The following is a 16,410-nucleotide window of genomic DNA, read 5'->3' on the forward strand; positions in this document are numbered from 1 at the left end:
ATTCTACACAAAAACAAAATATTTGTATAATGTTCTGTGGAAGAAAAATTTGAAAGATATCTAATGTTACTTTTGGGTGCCCCAAAAAGAGCCGTTTTGATGAGTCCAAAAAGTGATAAAACGCTTCTTTTTAAAAAGCATATTGAAGAGGCAAAATTTTATCTTTCTTACATAAAGGATAACGACGTTGTGCTTGACTTAGGAAGTGGCGTTGGCTTTCCAGGGATTCCTCTTGCAATACAAAAGCCTCATTCAAAATTCTATCTACTTGATAGAAAAAAGTTGCATGCAGATTTTTTAACGAAAGTTAAAGATGATCTTTCTCTTACAAATGTTATTGTAATTAACATGGAAGCAAAATTTATTAAATCTTTAGATATCAAATTTGATGTAGTTGTTGCAAGAGCCTTCAATAGAATTGAGACAATTTTATCTTTCATCTTCAATAATATAAAGCAAGGGGGTTTAATTGTATTAGGTAAAAAAGAGGACATCCAAGAAGAACTTAAACAAATAAAACACCCATTTGTTCTTAATGAATTAGTTAAAACACATTTCGGTTATATCGTCGTAATTAAAAAGTTATAGGTTTAATTTTATAAAATCCGCTGTAAAGGCGTTTATCATATCCTTATCAAAATCCATTGTTGCAACATGGTATGAGTCTTCAAGGTATACAACTTTCTTTTCCTCAGATTGAACCTTTTGAAAGGTATAGTCTACATTCTCCATAGGCACCACATGGTCGTGTCGTGATTTAAAAATAATAAGTGGCTGGGAAACCTTCTTAAGATTCTTTTCAACTTCATTGAGGAGTTTTACCATCTCATACAAGCCCCTTGTTGGAGTCCTATCGTAGGCAGGCTCTTTAACACTTGGGTCTTTTATATCGCTTCCTATTGCTTTCATTGATTTAACAAATAAACTCATAATTGGAAGGAATTTTACTCTTGGATCATTAAGCATAACTATATGATTTATCAATATGCCACCTTTTATTTCAGGATGGTTTTCAAGCATGTAAAGTGCTAAAGCACCACCCATAGAAAGTCCTGCTACGAAAATCTTTTTACTCCTATCTTGAAGTTTTTTGTATGCAGTTTCTATATCGCTAATCCAATCGGTATATTTTACTCTATTCAAGTCTTGCCATCTTGTGCCATGCCCACTAAGACGAGGAGCTTCCACATTATAGCCAAGATTTGCAAGAAATTTTGCCAAATAGATAACACTGTAAACCGTGCCTGTAAAACCTTGTAAAACTAACACACCTACTTCACTATTAGAAACAGATGAAAAACTTTTACCTGCTTCTTTAATGTCCATACTTTACCTCCTTTTTACTGGTAACAAAATAGTGATTCCACCTATAATAAGTAAGAGCGGTAATAAAAATCTTTTCACATTTAACCAAAAAATATCCTCTATCAAAAACACCTTTGGCAAGAAAATTAAAAGTGCTATTGCTATAAACACAAAACCTACAAAAACATCTTTAATGCGGTAATTAATAATGGTTCCATAGATAAGGTACGATAAACCTATAGACAAAGCAAAAAGAAAAATGATATTTATAGTATTCCACTGCAGCAAATAAAATTCCAAAGAAAAAAGTGATAGCCCAAAAAACATAACTATTAGATAACCTAAGAGTTTCTCTTTATAAGAATGGTCTTTAAAAAGAAATACAACACCTAAAAGTGAAAAGAAAATTGCTACAAAAAGGCCAAACGTATCGTGAATGAATACAAACTCTTTAATAAGAAAGGCAAGTCCCAATGAAATTGCAAGCAACCCAGCAAAAATTTTTGATTCAGTTGTGCTCATACAATACCTCCTAAAAAGTTTCCGTATAAAAATGTATCGAGAGTACATCAGGACCAGTATGAGTGCCAATGACAGGGCCTAACTGTGTTAAAGAAACTGAGCTTCCTATTTCTTTCTCTACAAAATCTCTATATACTTCTGCCTCCTCAAGATTATTTCCATATGCAACAGTAATGTATTTTAGACCAAATTTTTCTACCTTCTCTTTGAGAAGTTCCACCATCCTTATCTTACCTTTCTCAAGTGTTCTTGGTTGCTCAAGCACGTTTACAACCCCTTCATCAAAAAATAGGATTGGCTTAATTTTTACAACTGTTCCAAGTAAAGCCTTTGCCTTTCCAATTCGCCCCAATCTTGCAAGCCAAAAAAGGTCCTTAACAAGAAAGTAGATATTCATATGTTTATACAACGTAGGTATGGTATTCAAAACAGATTCTAATGGTAAATGCTCTTCGTAAAGCATCTTTGCAATTTCGATAATCTGATACCCTAAACCCATTGAAGTAAATTTAGAATCAAAAATATGGATTTTTTCACTTCCAATTGATTCTTTTGCAGCATTTGCTGAATTAAGCGTGCCACTTAAACCTGCGGAGATATGAATAGAGATAATTTCATTTCCCTCTTCAAGTAATTTTCTATAGACACTTTCAAAATCCTCTGCGGATGGTTGTGTTGTCTCGGGTAGCACTTGAGAAGTTTTTACCTTTTTGTAAAATTCGTCGTGAGTCATATCAATGCCTTCTTTAAAGGCTTCATCGCCAAACCTTACATAGAGAGGCACAACAGTAATATCGTATTGGTCTATGTAAGATTTCGGCATATAACATGTCGAGTCTGTAACAATTTTTACTTTCTCCATTTTACCCTCCTAAATTTTTTCCCACTAACCCTATTCCTAAAAATTCGGGCCCAAGGTGCGCACCAAGCACTGGGCCAATTCTATGCATATTTGCATTGCTTTCCAAAGACTCCTCTACATTCTGTTTAAATTGCATCGCTTCATCAATGTTTCCACCGTATACGACATCAACGTATTCAACATCTTTTAGTTTTTCTTTTACGCCTTTTGCAATATTTATAAGTTCATTTGAAGCACCTTTTCTTGTTCTTCCAAATTTGTAAAAATCAATTCTTCCCTCATTTAGATGCACAATAAAATACAATTTTAACACATTGGAAACTTTCCCCTGAAAATGGCTTATCCTACCACCCCTAACAAGGTAGTCTATATCCATAGGAAGGAAGAAGCCAAAAATCCTTGAATAAGATTTTTCAACTTCTTCTGCAATTTCCTCCCTTGAGAAACCACTTTCAGCAAGTTTATAGGCAAAAATTACTTTCCTTAACAAATTAGCCGAAGAAGATTTAGAATCTACTACAGTTATTTTATCTGTCCCTAAAAGTGTTTTGGCTATGTTAGCAGAGTTTACCGTCCCAGAGAGTTTTGAAGAAATGTGTATCGAAACGATTTCGTGCCCTTCATCTATAATAGGTTTATACGCTTCTACAAAATCCTGTGGAGATGGTTGCGATGTTTCAAACTTTTCACCCTGTTTGAGCCTTTCATAAAACTCATCATCTGAAATTTCTACTCTTTCTTTCCACTGACCTTTTTCAGATTTTACATAAAGAGGAACAACCTTAATATCGTATTTCTTAAGTTCCTCATCATTAAAATACGCTGTTGTATCTGTTACAATTTTAACCAAAAAGCACCTCCTTTTAGATTATTTATCTAATTTTGGCAACCAAATACCTGTTTGCTTTTGATATTTCCCTTTCCTTTCTGCGTAAGAAGTCTCACAAGGTTCGTCACCTTCGAAAAATAAAACTTGAGCAATACCCTCGAACGCATAAACCTTTACAGGAAGAGGAGTTGTGTTTGAAATTTCAATTGTCACAAAACCTTCCCAACCACTTTCCAAAGGTGTTACATTAACTATTATTCCCATTCGGGCATATGTGCTTTTGCCAAGCACTACACAAAGCACATTTCTTGGAATTCTAAAATACTCTAAAGTTCTACCAAGGGCAAATGAGTTTGGAGGAATTATCACATAATCCCCCTTTATATCAACAAAACTTTTAGTAGTAAAATTTTTAGGGTCAATGATCTCAGAGAAAACATTTGTAAACACTTTAAACTCATCTGAAAGCCTCATGTCGTATCCATAGGAGGAAACTCCATAAGAAATTACTCCCTTTGATACAAGCTGCTCTTCAAATGGCTCAATCATGCCCTTTTTGGCTTGTTCTCTAATCCACCTATCACTTTTTAGTCCCATTGCATCCTCTTTTCATATTATATTAAAATGTAAAAATAACCATAATGCCAAAATAGAAAAAATGTTTTACTTACAGTAAATATTTTTTTCGTTAAGAATATTATTTTAAAAAGGATTTAATAGATTTTCGTCATCCTTCAAACTATCAAAAGATGAGCCAAATGTTTCCTCAATCCATGCCTTAATCTCTTCCCTTACTCTTCTAAACTCTCTTAGTATACTTTCTTCATCACCTGTTGCTTCAGATGGGTCTTTAAAGCCTTTGTGAAGGTAAAAATTTGCTCCAGGAAAAAATGGGCAAGTCTCTTTTGCATGGTCACAGACGGTAACTACATAATCAAACTCCTTTCCACGAAATTCCTCAATACTTTTTGAGCGTTGTTTTGAAATGTCAATTCCTATTTCAGTCATAACTTTAATAGCATATGGATTTACCCTTGTTGCCTGGGTTCCAGCGCTATACGCTTCGTAGTAATCACCATACAATGCCCTAAGTAGACCCTCTGCCATCTGTGAACGAGCAGAATTGTGTGTACAAATAAAAAGCACTTTTTTCTTCATTCTATAATTACCTCCACTTTTAGTATACCAACCTTTACAACGATTTTTATGTGTTAAAACAAATATTAACTTTTTTTAAGAAAAAAACATACTATCCACTTTATATCTAAGTAGCCCAAAATTACAAAAACTTTTAGCTTTTTTTTATTACTTCAATTTGTAATCAGCAATGTATACGTAAAAACTGGTAAAAGGGTAATATCTTGGATAAACCAAATAAAGCGTCAAAATATATTTCCCTTTCTTAACAGCAGTGTAATCGTCTCCTACAATACCTACTACATGGTAGAATGGCCCAGATCGGCTTAAGCCTTCTATCTCTAAGAGGTCACCTTCTTTAAGTTCATTAATATCTGCCACCACTTCTAATTTCTGAGGGAGGGTATAATCTTCTACTTTCATATTCTTATACTTTTCTAAATCTGCCTGTAAATTTTTTAGATGTGCCTTTATTTCTTCTTTTGGAACTGCCCCTGGGCTTAACTCCTCGTCAGGTATTTCAAGCCATTTTTGATGTTTTTCTATTTCTAATTCTATTGCTTTAATGGTTGCTTGGATACATCCCTTTTTTAAACTCGTTATTCTACTTGAAGCGGTATTTATTTTTACTAATTGATTGATAAGTAAACCTAATAGGATTATTACAATTAAAATAATAACTACCAATATAACTTTCTTCATATTTAGCTTCCCACCAATCTATTGCTCAACAACTGTGTAATCCACTGAAATCTCTGTGTATGTATTATGTTTTTCAAAATCTATATGCACTGTAATTGCTTTATTATCCAATTTACTCCCGGCATCTATACTTTCTCCTTGATCGTATACCATGGAATAATTTTTGTTAAGTAAATCTAAGTACCACTTCTTAACTTTATCAAACGTATCAGGTGCTAAATACACTGCTTTTATTTCAGTTGAATTAGCCCCTGGCATGGTCATTGTCGATTTATTGTATTCAATCATCACAGATTTAGGGTATCTTTCAATGGGGTCTTCCCCTGTTGTTAAATCATGGTCTGGTAAACTATGCTTTGTATAAGCAATATGTATCTGTGTATATGGTGTATCACTTGTGGGTGCACCAACCCATACATCTACTTCATCATCAGCCTTACTAAAATCGATGTCAATGTCACTTGTACTGCTATTCTGAGAATCTATACTCCATCCTTTGGATTGAAGTGTTCTCTCAAACCAATCGGCTACCTTATCAAATGTATCTTTTGTGCCATAATCTATATCATAGAGAATTGGGAAATCCCCCCGTTTATAATAATTTAACATCACAGACCCTGGATACCTTTCAATAGGCTCTTCACCACTTGCCGTATCATTTTGAGGAAGAGATGTGCCTCCTGCATCCCCTTGTTGAGAGACTGTTTCTCCTACAAAATAAACTGTTTTCCCTTTTTGCTCAAATGCCATAACACCTACCAAAGTATTATCCTTTTTAAGCGTAAGTGAAGATATGCTTGTCCCTTGAACAGTCGAATTGATCTCGTTTTCTACAGTATAGTTAGAGAGTTTAGATTTATACCACTTTACGATTTCATTAGGGGAAACACCACTTACTACATAAGAGTGGAATTCCGTAAACTGGTTAGAAAATCCCGTTGCTGTTGCCCACATATTAAAATCGCTACTTTCTTGAGAGTTAGGATACACTGGCAAACCGCTTGACCCACCTGGTAGATTTGGTTTTGAACATCCCACCATTGACACAACCACAATTGCAAAGACTAACAAAATGGCTAATCCCCAAATTTTCGTGTTAACTTTTTTCACGGTTTCCACCCCCTTTTTTTATAATAAATTCGTTCTTCTACAAAATTTTATTAACATTTTCGTATTTTGTCAAGCGTATCAACTCAACAAAAAATCTTAAGAGAACTAATCTAAGATACATTAAAAAAGAATTTGCAAAAAATAGAAAAATCATTTACAATATGTTAGTTATGAAGTGGGTAAGTTTGCCCACTTTTTATTTTAAAAGGTGTTTAAATATGAAAAACATAGAAGAAATAGTAAAAAGAAGTGCAGAAAAGTTTAACGCAGTAGTCGTTGAACTAAGCATTGAAAATGGAAAAATTGAAGCAGTTCTCTACAGAAAAGGAAAGGGTTTAACAGTATTAGACCTTGAAGAATTAACATATTTAATTAAACATGATTTGAAAGTAATAGGTGAGGATGAAAATTTTGATATCAACCTTTCTACTCCAGGATTAGATAGAGTCCTAAAAGATAGAAAAGAAATTGACATTTTTGAAGGCTGTGAAGTTAGGTTTTACTATACGGAAGAAAACAAAAAACTGATGAAAGAAGGTATTCTTAGAGGTAGCAATGGAGATTTAGTGTTGTTTGAAGTTGATGGTGAGACGATTTCCTTACCAATCTCAAAAATTATAAAAATAGAATTATTTGAAAGAATGTTTGAAAAAAGAAGAGGTGGTAAAAAGTGATAGATATAGAAACTTTAAGAAATATAGAAAAAGAAGAAGGAATCCCCAAAGAAAAAATCATAGAAATTATCATTAATTCAATGAAAGAAGCTTACAAAAAACAGTTTGGGGAAGAAAATGCTGTTGTGAAAATTAACCTCGCAAAGGGTGAAATAAAACTATATGCTGAAAAAATCGTTGTAGAACGTGTAATAAACCCTGTTCTTGAAATTTCATTAAAAGAAGCAAGTAAATTTGAAACTGAGGCAAAATTAGGCGATAAAATCCTTATTGAGATACCTTTAAAATCTCTCAATTCTTCTGCTATAATGGCTGCTCGCCAAGTATTCATGCAAGGAGTTGCCGAAAAAAGAAAAGAACACCTTGCAGCGATCTTCTCAGAAAAACTTGGACAGATAGTAAAAGGAAGAGTTGCACGTTTTAAAGGCAAAGGTAGTATTGGCATAAGCCTCGATGTTGGCACCCAAACAATAGAAGGCACTTTACCTTTTGAAGAGCAAATTCCAAACGAAAGGCTTTTAAAAGGAAAAGAATACGAATTCTACGTTAAAGAAGTGAAATTGGGCGAACGCAATCCAGTTATTATACTTTCTCGGACAGACCCCAACTTTCTTGGAAAATTGTTTGAAAGAGAGATCCCCGAAATTGCACAAAAAATAATTGAAATTAAAGGCATAGTAAGATCTCCTGGTGAAAGGGCAAAAGTTATAGTGCTAAGTAAAGACCTACATGTTGACCCAGTTGGAGCGTGTATAGGCCCAAAAGGTGTGAGAATAAACAGTATCTCAAAAGTTGTTAATTACGAAAAAATTGATATTATCCGCTACAACCCAAACGCCGAAATTCTAATTGCAAATGCCCTAAGCCCAGCAGAAGTTAAAAAGGTTGAGATTATTCCAAATACCAAAGAGGCAAACGTATATGTCGATAAGAAGGAAGCACCAGTAGCCATGGGTAAGGAGGGTATAAATGTATCTCTTGCATCATCACTTACAGGATACAATATACACCTCATAGAAGTAGAAGAAGGTGAGAATAATGAAGAAAGAAAATAAGCAAGGAAAAAGAGTATACGAATTGGCGAAAACTTTGGGATTAAAATCACAAGATTTGATTGCCATAATGGAGGAGCTTGGGATATCTGTAAAAAGCACTCTCTCAACGGTAGATAACGAAACATACAAACTCGTTTCTGATTACATAGATGAACTTAAATCAAAAGCAAAAGAAAAAAAAGAAGAGTTAGAAAGTATTCCACATAACATCACATTAGAAGAATTTGGAAAGCACTATGGAATACCGGCAGAAGAGATAAGAGAAAAGATAATGAAATTTGGTTTGCCGTATAAACCAGATTATAAGTATAGAAGAGAAGAAGTTCACTATCTAGCGCACGAACTTGGTTTAAAAGTTCCTCATTTCATAGATGAAGACTTTAAAAAGAAACTTGTTAAAAGACCACCAGTTGTAACAGTGATGGGGCATGTAGACCATGGAAAAACAACTCTTCTTGACACAATAAGAAAAACAAACATAGCAGCAAAAGAAAAAGGACAAATAACTCAGGCAATAGGAGCTTCAACCGTTAAGATTGGCGATAATGAGATTATTTTTATTGATACACCCGGGCACGAAGCTTTTACGGAGATGAGGCTTAGAGGATCGCTAGTAACAGATATAGTCATTCTCGTTGTTGCAGCCGATGAGGGAGTAAAAGAGCAAACAATAGAATCTTTAAACCATGCAAAAGCAGCAAAAGTCCCGATCATTGTTGCAATAAATAAAATAGACAAGCCTGGCGCTGATCCAGAAATGGTTAAACATCAATTAGCCGATAGAGGTTTATTACCCGAAGAGTGGGGAGGACAAACTGTTTACGTCCAAGTTTCTGCAAAAACAGGAAAAGGTATAAACGACCTTCTTGAAATAATTAAATTACAGGCAGAACTCCTTGATCTTAAAACAATTGTTGAAACTGTTGCATCTGGAACAGTCATTGAATCAAGAATCGATAAAAACGTTGGTCCCCTTGCAACAGTAATAGTCCAAACTGGAGTTTTAAAAGTTGGGACATACTTAAGAGCAGGTAATACCGTTGGTAAAATTAGGTTCTTAAGAAACACATTAGGAAAAAATATCAATCTTGCTCAATCAGTAAGTGCAGTTGAAATTGCAGGACTTGAAAACGTTCCCGAGGCTGGTGAAATTTTCTTTGAGTTAACAAGTTCAGAAGAAGCAAAATTAGAAAAAGAAAAAATCGAAGAAGAGAAGAAAAAAGCACGTGAACAAGGTAGAACACCAAAGACTCTTGAAGAATTACTTAAAGAAATGGAAGAGATGGAAGAGAAAAAACTGTTTATCATCCTTAAAGCAGACACACAAGGTTCACTTGAAGCAGTAAAAAGAGCAATAAGTGAAATTAAATCTGATATTCCAATAGAAATTGTCCACGAAGGAATTGGTGGTATTCTTAAAAGTGATGTATTACTTGCTTCAGCTTCAAAAGGCTTTATTCTTGGTTTTAACGTCCGACCAGTGCAGGAAGCGATCAATGAAGCAAAGTCAAGAGGTATTGAAATCCGCACTTACGATATCATCTTTGAACTTACCGATGAAATTGAAAAATTACTAAAAGGTATAAAACCAAAAGAAACTAAAGAAGTAGTAATTGGAAGAGTGGTTGTAAAACAAACATTTAAAGTGCCTAATGTAGGGACTGTTGCAGGGTGTCTTGTTACCGATGGTAAAGTTTTAAGAGGTTCGAAGGTAAAAATCATAAGGAATAATACTGTAATATACACAACTGAGGTCTCTTCTCTAAAAAGGTTTAAAGAAGATGTAAGAGAAGTTGTCAAAGGATACGAATGCGGTATTGGGCTTAAAAACTTTAACGATATTAAAGTTGGCGACGAATTTGAAGTGGTAGAAACACAGGAAGCATAAAGTTTAAATGCCTTTGTATATTTGTCCAACTCCAATAGGAAATTTAAAAGATGTTACTCTACGAACTTTGGAAGTTTTAAAAAATGTTGATTATATACTTGCTGAGGATACACGTATAACCAAAAAATTGCTAAATCATTATTCTATTAACACTCCATTAAAGAGTTTTCATTCTTATTCTAATGAATCAGTTGTTAAAAAAATAATTGTAAACCTAAAGGAAGGAAAATCAATAGCTCTTGTTTCAGATGCAGGCACTCCCTGTGTTTCTGATCCTGGTTATGTGCTTGTAAAAGCATGCATCGATAACAACATTCCTTACGAAGTTCTCCCCGGAGCAAATGCAATTCTTCCTGCTTTAATTCTTTCGGGATTTCCTCCTGATAGATTTTTATTCTACGGGTTTTTGAAGAGAAGTGAAAGCAAGATCAGACAAACCTTTGAAAGCATAAAAACCTTTGATTTTCCGGTGATCTTTTTTGAATCCCCATACAGACTCATAAAAGTGTTGAATATTCTTAAAGAAGTCCTACCTGAGCGACAGATTGCCGTTGTAAGAGAAATCTCAAAGATTCATGAAAGCGTTGTAAGAGGAGAAGTTTCATTCGTTTTAGAATACTTTAAAGAAAATCCCCCAAAAGGAGAAATTGTATTGGTTATTAACGGGAAATAGGCTCCTTCGTCACTATAAGTATAACCCCACAATGCTATTCCCAGCATTAGCCCATTTGATTATTCCAAGAAAAAGCCCCCGCATTCATTGTATGATAACTCAGTCATTCTGAGGCAAAATCCCGCAGGGGAATTCTGAAGCTCCCCCTCTTGGTCATTCTGACGAGTGCACGTAGTGAACGAGGAAGAATCTTGTCTTTTATTCGAGGGGGTGGAAAGTCCCCCCTCGACACTCCCCCAAAAAGAATGAGATCCTTCGTTTCACTCAGGATGACCGAGTGCGCCGTCATTCTGACAAGGCATTTTTTGCCGAGGAAGAATCTCGTCCTTTATTCGAGGGGTGGAAAGTCCCCCTCAACTTCAAGATCCTTCGCAAAATTTACACTGAGCGAAGCAAATGTGCTCAGGATGACACGGGGAGCGTGGGAGTCTTGAAGGGTGTTCCTATTGGTGTCATTCCGAGCGAAAGCGAGGAATCTCCTCTTTTTAAAGTCAAGATCCTTCGTCGCTATCGCTCCACTTGACTTCGTCAAGGAAAAGAGTGCAGGATGACAAGTAAAAAGAAACTCAGGATGACCGAGTGCGCCGTCATTCTGACAAGGCATTTTTTGCCGAGGAAGAATTTCATCCTTTATTCGAGGGGGTGTAATAATCCCCCTCAACTTCAAGATTCTTCGCAAAATTTACACTGAGCGAAGCAAATGTGCTCAGGATGAAACAACGCTACAACTAAGCACCAAGGTAAGCTGCCTTAACTTTTGGGTCTTCTTTCACATCCTTTGCAGGACCTTCAAAGACAACATTACCAACTTCAAGTACATACGCATAGTGAGCAATTTCAAGCGCCATCTCTGCGTTCTGTTCAACAAGAAGCACAGTTTTACCTTCTTTATTGATTTTTACGATTGTTTTAAAAATCTCCTCAACAAGTACAGGAGCAAGTCCCATTGAAGGCTCATCCATCATAACAAGGTCGGTATCAATCATCAATGCTCTTCCAAAGGCTAACATCTGTTGCTCTCCACCGGAGAGAGTGCCTGCAAGTTGTTTTTCACGTTCTTTTAAACGTGGAAACAATTCAAAAACGTCTTCAAGTTTTTCTTCAAATCGTTTTTTATCTTTAAGCGTCCAGGCTGCAAGTTCAAGGTTTTCTCTAACCGTTAAATCAGGGAACACTCTTCTTCCTTCGGGAACATGGGCAACACCAAGTCCAACAATTAAATGGGGTTCCATCTTTGTAATATCAATATCTTTGAAAAATATAGAACCTGCTCTTGGTTTAACAAGTCCAGAGATGGTCCTGAGAGTTGTTGTTTTACCTGCTCCATTTGCTCCAATAAGAGTAACTATTGTTCCAGCTTTCACTTCAAAACTAATGCCTTTCAAAGCCTTAATTGCTCCATAGTAAACTTCAAGATTGCTAACCTTTAACATTTGCTTTCCTCCCCAAATATGCCTCAATAACACGAGGATTATTCTGAATCTCGTTAGGAGTTCCTTCTGCAATTGTTTCACCAAAGTCCATTACTTTTATTCTCTCACAGATACCCATAACAACTTGCATGTGGTGTTCTATAAGGTAAATGGTAATCTTGAAGTAGTCTCTTATCCACAGGATTAAATCCATAAGTTCAGATACCTCTTTAGGGTTCATTCCTGCTGCAGGCTCATCAAGAAGTAAAAGTTTTGGATGTGTAGCAAGGGCTCTTGCAATTTCAAGTCTTCTCAACTCTCCATAGGGGAGTGCCTTAGCAAGTAAGTAAGCTTTGTCTTTCAGGTTGAATTTCTCAAGTAGATGAAGACTCTCTTCAGTTATAGATTCTTCACCATTGTAATACTTTGGATTTCTTAAAACAGAATCAAAAAGACCATAATTAAGCCTATAATGGCCTGCAATTCTTACATTATCAAGCACTGTAAGGTTACCAAAAATTCTCAAATTTTGAAAAGTTCTTGCAATTCCAACTGATACAACTTCATGCGGTTTAAACTTGGTAATATTTTTATCATAAAAGTAAATATTTCCCTCGGTTGGTATGTAGACCCCTGTAATTAAGTTAAAAATTGTTGTCTTACCAGCACCATTTGGCCCAATAAGACCCCACAAAGCTCCCTCAGGCAAATCAAGGTGAAAATTAGAGACCGCTCTTAATCCACCAAAATAGTGTGTTACAGAGTCGAGTTTAAGAACCACCTGCTGCATTTTTTTCCTCCTCTTCAGGCACCAACATTTTAAATTCTCTCTGTCCCATGATACCTTCCGTTCTATACAACATTACAACAACGAGAAGGACAGCATAAACAACCATTCTCCATTCAGGGCCTACTGTAAACGGTAAGATGTGCATAGCATTTACGGAGTCTATACCAAGTCGTAAGAGTTCAGAAAGCACAGTCAAGAACACGGCAGCAATTATAGAACCACTCAAAGAGCCTGCGCCACCTATATAAACCATCGTAAGAAGACTTAAAGGCCCCGCTATACTTGGGCTTGTGAAGGAAAACATCGTAGGATGGGCAAGTTGTAAAAGATGGACAAGAAGAGCCCCTGCAATACCTGCAAAGAAAGCGCCAACAGAAAACGCCATTACCTTATATTTTGTTGTATTCACACCTACAAGTTCAGAAGCAACTTCATCCTCTCTTATAGACTTCATTGCTCTACCAATTGTAGAATAGATAATATTTTTCATAATAAAGATTGAAACTAAAGTAAACAAAAATATCAACGTAAAAGTTGAAAGTCTTGGTATGCCTAAAAGCCCCCTTGGGCCACCTACTGCATCAATTGCGTTAATTGCAACTTTTACAATCTCTTGAAAGGCAAGTGTAACAATTGCAAGATAATCGCCCCTTAATCTCAAGGTTGGTATCCCAAGTAAAACACCAACAATTGCTGCAAGCACTCCACCTAAAATTACAGCCAATATAAAAAGTGTAAATTTAGGTAGAGCTTGCATCTGCGGAACCTTCCAAACAAGAGTAGTTAGAACTCCTGCAGTGTATGCTCCAATTGCCATAAAACCGCCATGGCCCAAAGAAAATTGCCCAGTAAAACCGTTAATAATATTTAAACTTGTTGCAAGAATAATGTTTATGAGAGCAATTTCAATGATTTGCATATGGTAATTATTCAACGCAGAAAAACTATAGAGCAGTTGTATTAAACCATAGATTAACAAACTATAAATCAAAAAAAGCCTATTTTTCGTAAGAATCTTTTTCATCTTAAACCTTTTCCCCCGTGCGTTTTCCAAATAGCCCTTGAGGAAGGAAGATCAAAACCAAGATAAGTATTGCATAGGCAATTCCTTCCCCAATTATAGAATTGATTGAATACCCAAACACTTCAGAAATGCCAAGAATAAATGCACCAGCAACCGCACCACCAATATTCCCTATTCCCCCTAAAACAGCTGCTATAAAAGCTTTAAGTCCTGGCACAATACCCATGTAAGGTAAAATCCTTGGATATGTTAAACCAGAAAGCAATCCTGCTGCACCTGCAAGAGCACCACCTACGATAAAGGTTATATCTATAATTTTCTCAAGGTCAATCCCCATAAGCCTCAAGGCATCTTTATCTTGTGCAGACGCTCTCATTGCCATACCAAGACGTGTGTATTTTATTATGTAAGTTAGAATAAGCATCAACACTATTGATATTGATACATTGATGATTTGATAGTTTGTAAAATATGCCGTCCCAATATTGTAATTTACCATTGAGATAAACTGAGGAAACGGTCTATAAGAAGGACCTATTGCAGGAATTGCCGATGTAAAATACTCCAAAAACATAGAAACTCCAATTGCAGTAATTAGTGCAGAAAGTCTTGGCTTATACCTTAATTTTCTGTAGGCAATTCTATTGGAAAGAAATGCAACAAGTGCCCCTGCCAACATACTCACTAAAAGAATAAAAATAATATAAGGATTTTGTCTTTGAGCTAGCATGAAATTGATTGTAAAATAGGCAGCATATGCCCCAAGCATATAAAAATCCCCATGTGCAAAGTTCACAAGTCTAATAATTCCATATACAAGAGTGTAGCCGATAGCAATAAGAGCATAAATACTTCCAAGTTGGATTCCGTTAATTAGTTGTTGTAAGTTAAATATCTTATCCATATTTCCCTCTTTTCTTAATTTAGCGGGGTTGCCCCCGCTAAATTATGCAAACTATGGATTGACAGTTGTTACATAAACCTGTTGTCCGTTTTCAATCTCAATAATAACTGCGGACTTTACAGGGTTTCTTTCAGCATCAAATTTTATTTGCCCAGAAACACCATGATAGTCAATGTTTTTAAGAGCATCTCTTATCTTTGCTCCATCAGTTGAGCCAGCATTTTGAATAGCCTGTAAAATAAGTCCCATTGCATCATAACCAAGTGCTGCTAATGCATCGGGTGGTTGTCCGTATTTTTCTGTGTATTTCTTTACAAATTCTTGAACTTCTGGTCTTTGGTCATCTTTAGAGAAGTGGTTTGTAAAGTAGGACCCATTAACCGCATCTCCTCCAATTTTAACAAGGTCTGGTGAATCCCAGCCATCTCCTCCAAGGAATGGACCAGTATAACCAAGCTGTCTTGCCTGTTTTGCCATAAGTCCATCATCGTTGTAGTAATCTGAGCAGTAAATTACATCGGGTTTCCCTTTGAGGATGTTGGTCAAGAATGGTGTAAAGTCGGTTGTTCCTGCAGGGTGCCCTTCAAAAGCAACAATTTCCCCACCAAGAGCAGTGAATTTATCCCTAAAGAATTCTGCAAGGCCCTTTGTGTAGTCGTTACTGTTATCAAAAAGAACTCCTGCCTTCTTTGCATTAAGATCGTTATAAGCAAATATAGCACCAACTGTTCCTTGGAATGGATCGATAAAACAAGCCCTAAAGATGTAATCACCTACTTGTGTTACTTTTGGGTTTGTAGAAGTGGGTGAAACCATAGGTATGTTAGCACTCTGACAAATTGGAGCGATTGCAAGGGATACCTTACTCATTACTGTTCCTGCAATTGCAACGACTTTATCTTCATTGATGAGTTTTTGTGCTGCAGTTGCACCTTCTGTTGGATCTCCTTTGTCATCTGCAAAAACTAACTCGATCTTTTTACCCAACACTCCACCTTTTGCATTCCACTCTTCAATCATCATCTCATAACCGTTTTTAGTTGATACACCAAAAGTAGAAGCTTCTCCTGTTACTGGACCAATACCGCCAACTTTAATCGTCTGTGGTTCACTTGAAGTTTTACAACCTGTTAGAGTTGTGCTTAACAGTGCCACCACCAACAACACTAATACTACAACTTTTTTCATACTTCACCTCCCCTTTCTAACAAATATTTTTTGAAATTATACGAAAAAACAATTTAAAGTCAATACTAAAAATTTAACCTGTTTTAAATTTTTAGATGCAAATTTTCCTAATTTTTACATAACCAAAAGAACCCTTAAAGAAACTTATGTTAAAAACTTTGTTTTCTTAAGATAATAAGAAGAGGTTCAGTTAAAATTAGGATCCTTAAACTTACTATCCTATTCTTTTTTGTTCCATTTTATTTGTTTTCGAAGGGCATCTAGGAGCTATTCTAAATATACCATCGAAATACAAGAAGGAGGAGATTTTTCCACGGATTTTACACTGAGCAAAG

General features: G+C 35.7%; 18 protein-coding genes. 5 read left to right on the forward strand and 13 right to left on the reverse strand.

What is annotated here, in order from left to right:
• The first annotated feature begins 36 nt into the window (after window positions 1-36).
• Window positions 37-588 (forward strand): 16S rRNA (guanine(527)-N(7))-methyltransferase RsmG, encoded by a 552-nt coding sequence (rsmG, locus tag K6343_00725; protein ID MEF3244497.1) that lies wholly within the window; start codon window positions 37-39, stop codon window positions 586-588.
• Here rsmG and K6343_00730 read toward each other — a convergent pair.
• The 8 genes from K6343_00730 to K6343_00765 all read right to left on the reverse strand — a co-directional run bounded on the left by K6343_00730 (window position 583) and on the right by K6343_00765 (window position 6,467).
• Window positions 583-1,326, reverse strand: coding sequence for an alpha/beta fold hydrolase (locus K6343_00730; GenBank protein ID MEF3244498.1), 744 nt, complete (start codon window positions 1,324-1,326; stop codon window positions 583-585). The genes rsmG and K6343_00730 overlap by 6 nt on opposite strands.
• 3 nt (window positions 1,327-1,329) lie before the next feature.
• On the reverse strand, window positions 1,330-1,827 hold the full coding sequence (locus tag K6343_00735) for a hypothetical protein (GenBank protein MEF3244499.1): 498 nt from the start codon (window positions 1,825-1,827) through the stop codon (window positions 1,330-1,332).
• Between the two features lie 10 nt (window positions 1,828-1,837).
• Window positions 1,838-2,689, reverse strand: a complete 852-nt coding sequence (locus tag K6343_00740) for a DegV family protein (GenBank protein MEF3244500.1) — start codon at window positions 2,687-2,689, stop codon at window positions 1,838-1,840.
• 1 nt (window position 2,690) lies between these two features.
• Window positions 2,691-3,539: a DegV family protein gene (locus K6343_00745; protein ID MEF3244501.1), complete on the reverse strand. Its 849-nt coding sequence runs from the start codon at window positions 3,537-3,539 to the stop codon at window positions 2,691-2,693.
• Between the two features lie 18 nt (window positions 3,540-3,557).
• Window positions 3,558-4,115 (reverse strand): dCTP deaminase, encoded by a 558-nt coding sequence (dcd, locus tag K6343_00750; GenBank protein MEF3244502.1) that lies wholly within the window; start codon window positions 4,113-4,115, stop codon window positions 3,558-3,560.
• Between the two features lie 105 nt (window positions 4,116-4,220).
• Window positions 4,221-4,676, reverse strand: coding sequence for an arsenate reductase ArsC (locus tag K6343_00755; GenBank protein MEF3244503.1), 456 nt, complete (start codon window positions 4,674-4,676; stop codon window positions 4,221-4,223).
• A gap of 147 nt (window positions 4,677-4,823) precedes the next feature.
• A complete protein-coding gene (locus K6343_00760; protein ID MEF3244504.1) occupies window positions 4,824-5,357 on the reverse strand; it encodes a hypothetical protein in 534 nt (177 codons plus the stop codon).
• An 18-nt stretch (window positions 5,358-5,375) separates the two neighbouring features.
• Entirely contained in the window at window positions 5,376-6,467 is a 1,092-nt protein-coding gene (locus K6343_00765) for a hypothetical protein (GenBank protein MEF3244505.1), read from the reverse strand.
• Window positions 6,468-6,685: 218 nt separating this feature from the next.
• Here K6343_00765 and K6343_00770 point away from each other — a divergent pair, with 218 nt between their 5' ends.
• The 4 genes from K6343_00770 to rsmI are packed head-to-tail and all read left to right on the forward strand — an operon-like array spanning window position 6,686 to window position 10,757.
• Window positions 6,686-7,141: a hypothetical protein gene (locus K6343_00770; GenBank protein MEF3244506.1), complete on the forward strand. Its 456-nt coding sequence runs from the start codon at window positions 6,686-6,688 to the stop codon at window positions 7,139-7,141.
• Window positions 7,138-8,196, forward strand: a complete 1,059-nt coding sequence (gene nusA, locus K6343_00775; protein ID MEF3244507.1) for a transcription termination factor NusA — start codon at window positions 7,138-7,140, stop codon at window positions 8,194-8,196. Before K6343_00770 ends, nusA begins: the two co-directional genes overlap by 4 nt.
• Entirely contained in the window at window positions 8,180-10,084 is a 1,905-nt protein-coding gene (gene infB, locus K6343_00780) for a translation initiation factor IF-2 (GenBank protein ID MEF3244508.1), read from the forward strand. The genes nusA and infB overlap by 17 nt, the downstream gene beginning before the upstream one ends.
• 7 nt (window positions 10,085-10,091) lie before the next feature.
• On the forward strand, window positions 10,092-10,757 hold the full coding sequence (rsmI, locus tag K6343_00785) for a 16S rRNA (cytidine(1402)-2'-O)-methyltransferase (GenBank protein ID MEF3244509.1): 666 nt from the start codon (window positions 10,092-10,094) through the stop codon (window positions 10,755-10,757).
• 728 nt (window positions 10,758-11,485) lie between these two features.
• Here rsmI and K6343_00790 read toward each other — a convergent pair.
• The 5 genes from K6343_00790 to K6343_00810 are packed head-to-tail and all read right to left on the reverse strand — an operon-like array spanning window position 11,486 to window position 16,075.
• Entirely contained in the window at window positions 11,486-12,190 is a 705-nt protein-coding gene (locus tag K6343_00790; GenBank protein MEF3244510.1) for an ABC transporter ATP-binding protein, read from the reverse strand.
• A complete protein-coding gene (locus tag K6343_00795) occupies window positions 12,177-12,959 on the reverse strand; it encodes an ABC transporter ATP-binding protein (protein ID MEF3244511.1) in 783 nt (260 codons plus the stop codon). Before K6343_00795 ends, K6343_00790 begins: the two co-directional genes overlap by 14 nt.
• The gene (locus K6343_00800) at window positions 12,940-13,983 is read right to left on the reverse strand and encodes a branched-chain amino acid ABC transporter permease (protein ID MEF3244512.1); all 1,044 of its coding nucleotides are present in this window, start codon (window positions 13,981-13,983) and stop codon (window positions 12,940-12,942) included. Before K6343_00800 ends, K6343_00795 begins: the two co-directional genes overlap by 20 nt.
• Before the next feature lies 1 nt (window position 13,984).
• Window positions 13,985-14,887, reverse strand: coding sequence for a branched-chain amino acid ABC transporter permease (locus K6343_00805; protein MEF3244513.1), 903 nt, complete (start codon window positions 14,885-14,887; stop codon window positions 13,985-13,987).
• Window positions 14,888-14,938: 51 nt separating this feature from the next.
• Window positions 14,939-16,075 (reverse strand): ABC transporter substrate-binding protein, encoded by a 1,137-nt coding sequence (locus tag K6343_00810; protein ID MEF3244514.1) that lies wholly within the window; start codon window positions 16,073-16,075, stop codon window positions 14,939-14,941.
• Between the last annotated feature and the right edge of the window lie 335 nt (window positions 16,076-16,410).

It is taken from the genome of Caldisericaceae bacterium, from assembly GCA_036574215.1.
GTDB lineage: Bacteria > Caldisericota > Caldisericia > Caldisericales > Caldisericaceae > Caldisericum.

Bases quoted from the DNA above. Each gene is read 5' to 3' on its own strand.
- K6343_00800 (MEF3244512.1), bottom strand. From the start codon at position 13,983: ATGAAAAAGATTCTTACGAAAAATAGGCTTTTTTTGATTTATAGTTTG.
- K6343_00730 (MEF3244498.1), bottom strand. From the start codon at position 1,326: ATGGACATTAAAGAAGCAGGTAAAAGTTTTTCATCTGTTTCTAATAGT.
- K6343_00740 (MEF3244500.1), bottom strand. From the start codon at position 2,689: ATGGAGAAAGTAAAAATTGTTACAGACTCGACATGTTATATGCCGAAA.
- K6343_00795 (MEF3244511.1), bottom strand. From the start codon at position 12,959: ATGCAGCAGGTGGTTCTTAAACTCGACTCTGTAACACACTATTTTGGT.
- K6343_00770 (MEF3244506.1), top strand. From the start codon at position 6,686: ATGAAAAACATAGAAGAAATAGTAAAAAGAAGTGCAGAAAAGTTTAAC.
- dcd (MEF3244502.1), bottom strand. From the start codon at position 4,115: ATGGGACTAAAAAGTGATAGGTGGATTAGAGAACAAGCCAAAAAGGGC.
- K6343_00810 (MEF3244514.1), bottom strand. From the start codon at position 16,075: ATGAAAAAAGTTGTAGTATTAGTGTTGTTGGTGGTGGCACTGTTAAGC.
- K6343_00790 (MEF3244510.1), bottom strand. From the start codon at position 12,190: ATGTTAAAGGTTAGCAATCTTGAAGTTTACTATGGAGCAATTAAGGCT.
- K6343_00805 (MEF3244513.1), bottom strand. From the start codon at position 14,887: ATGGATAAGATATTTAACTTACAACAACTAATTAACGGAATCCAACTT.
- rsmI (MEF3244509.1), top strand. From the start codon at position 10,092: ATGCCTTTGTATATTTGTCCAACTCCAATAGGAAATTTAAAAGATGTT.
- K6343_00755 (MEF3244503.1), bottom strand. From the start codon at position 4,676: ATGAAGAAAAAAGTGCTTTTTATTTGTACACACAATTCTGCTCGTTCA.
- K6343_00735 (MEF3244499.1), bottom strand. From the start codon at position 1,827: ATGAGCACAACTGAATCAAAAATTTTTGCTGGGTTGCTTGCAATTTCA.
- infB (MEF3244508.1), top strand. From the start codon at position 8,180: ATGAAGAAAGAAAATAAGCAAGGAAAAAGAGTATACGAATTGGCGAAA.
- K6343_00760 (MEF3244504.1), bottom strand. From the start codon at position 5,357: ATGAAGAAAGTTATATTGGTAGTTATTATTTTAATTGTAATAATCCTA.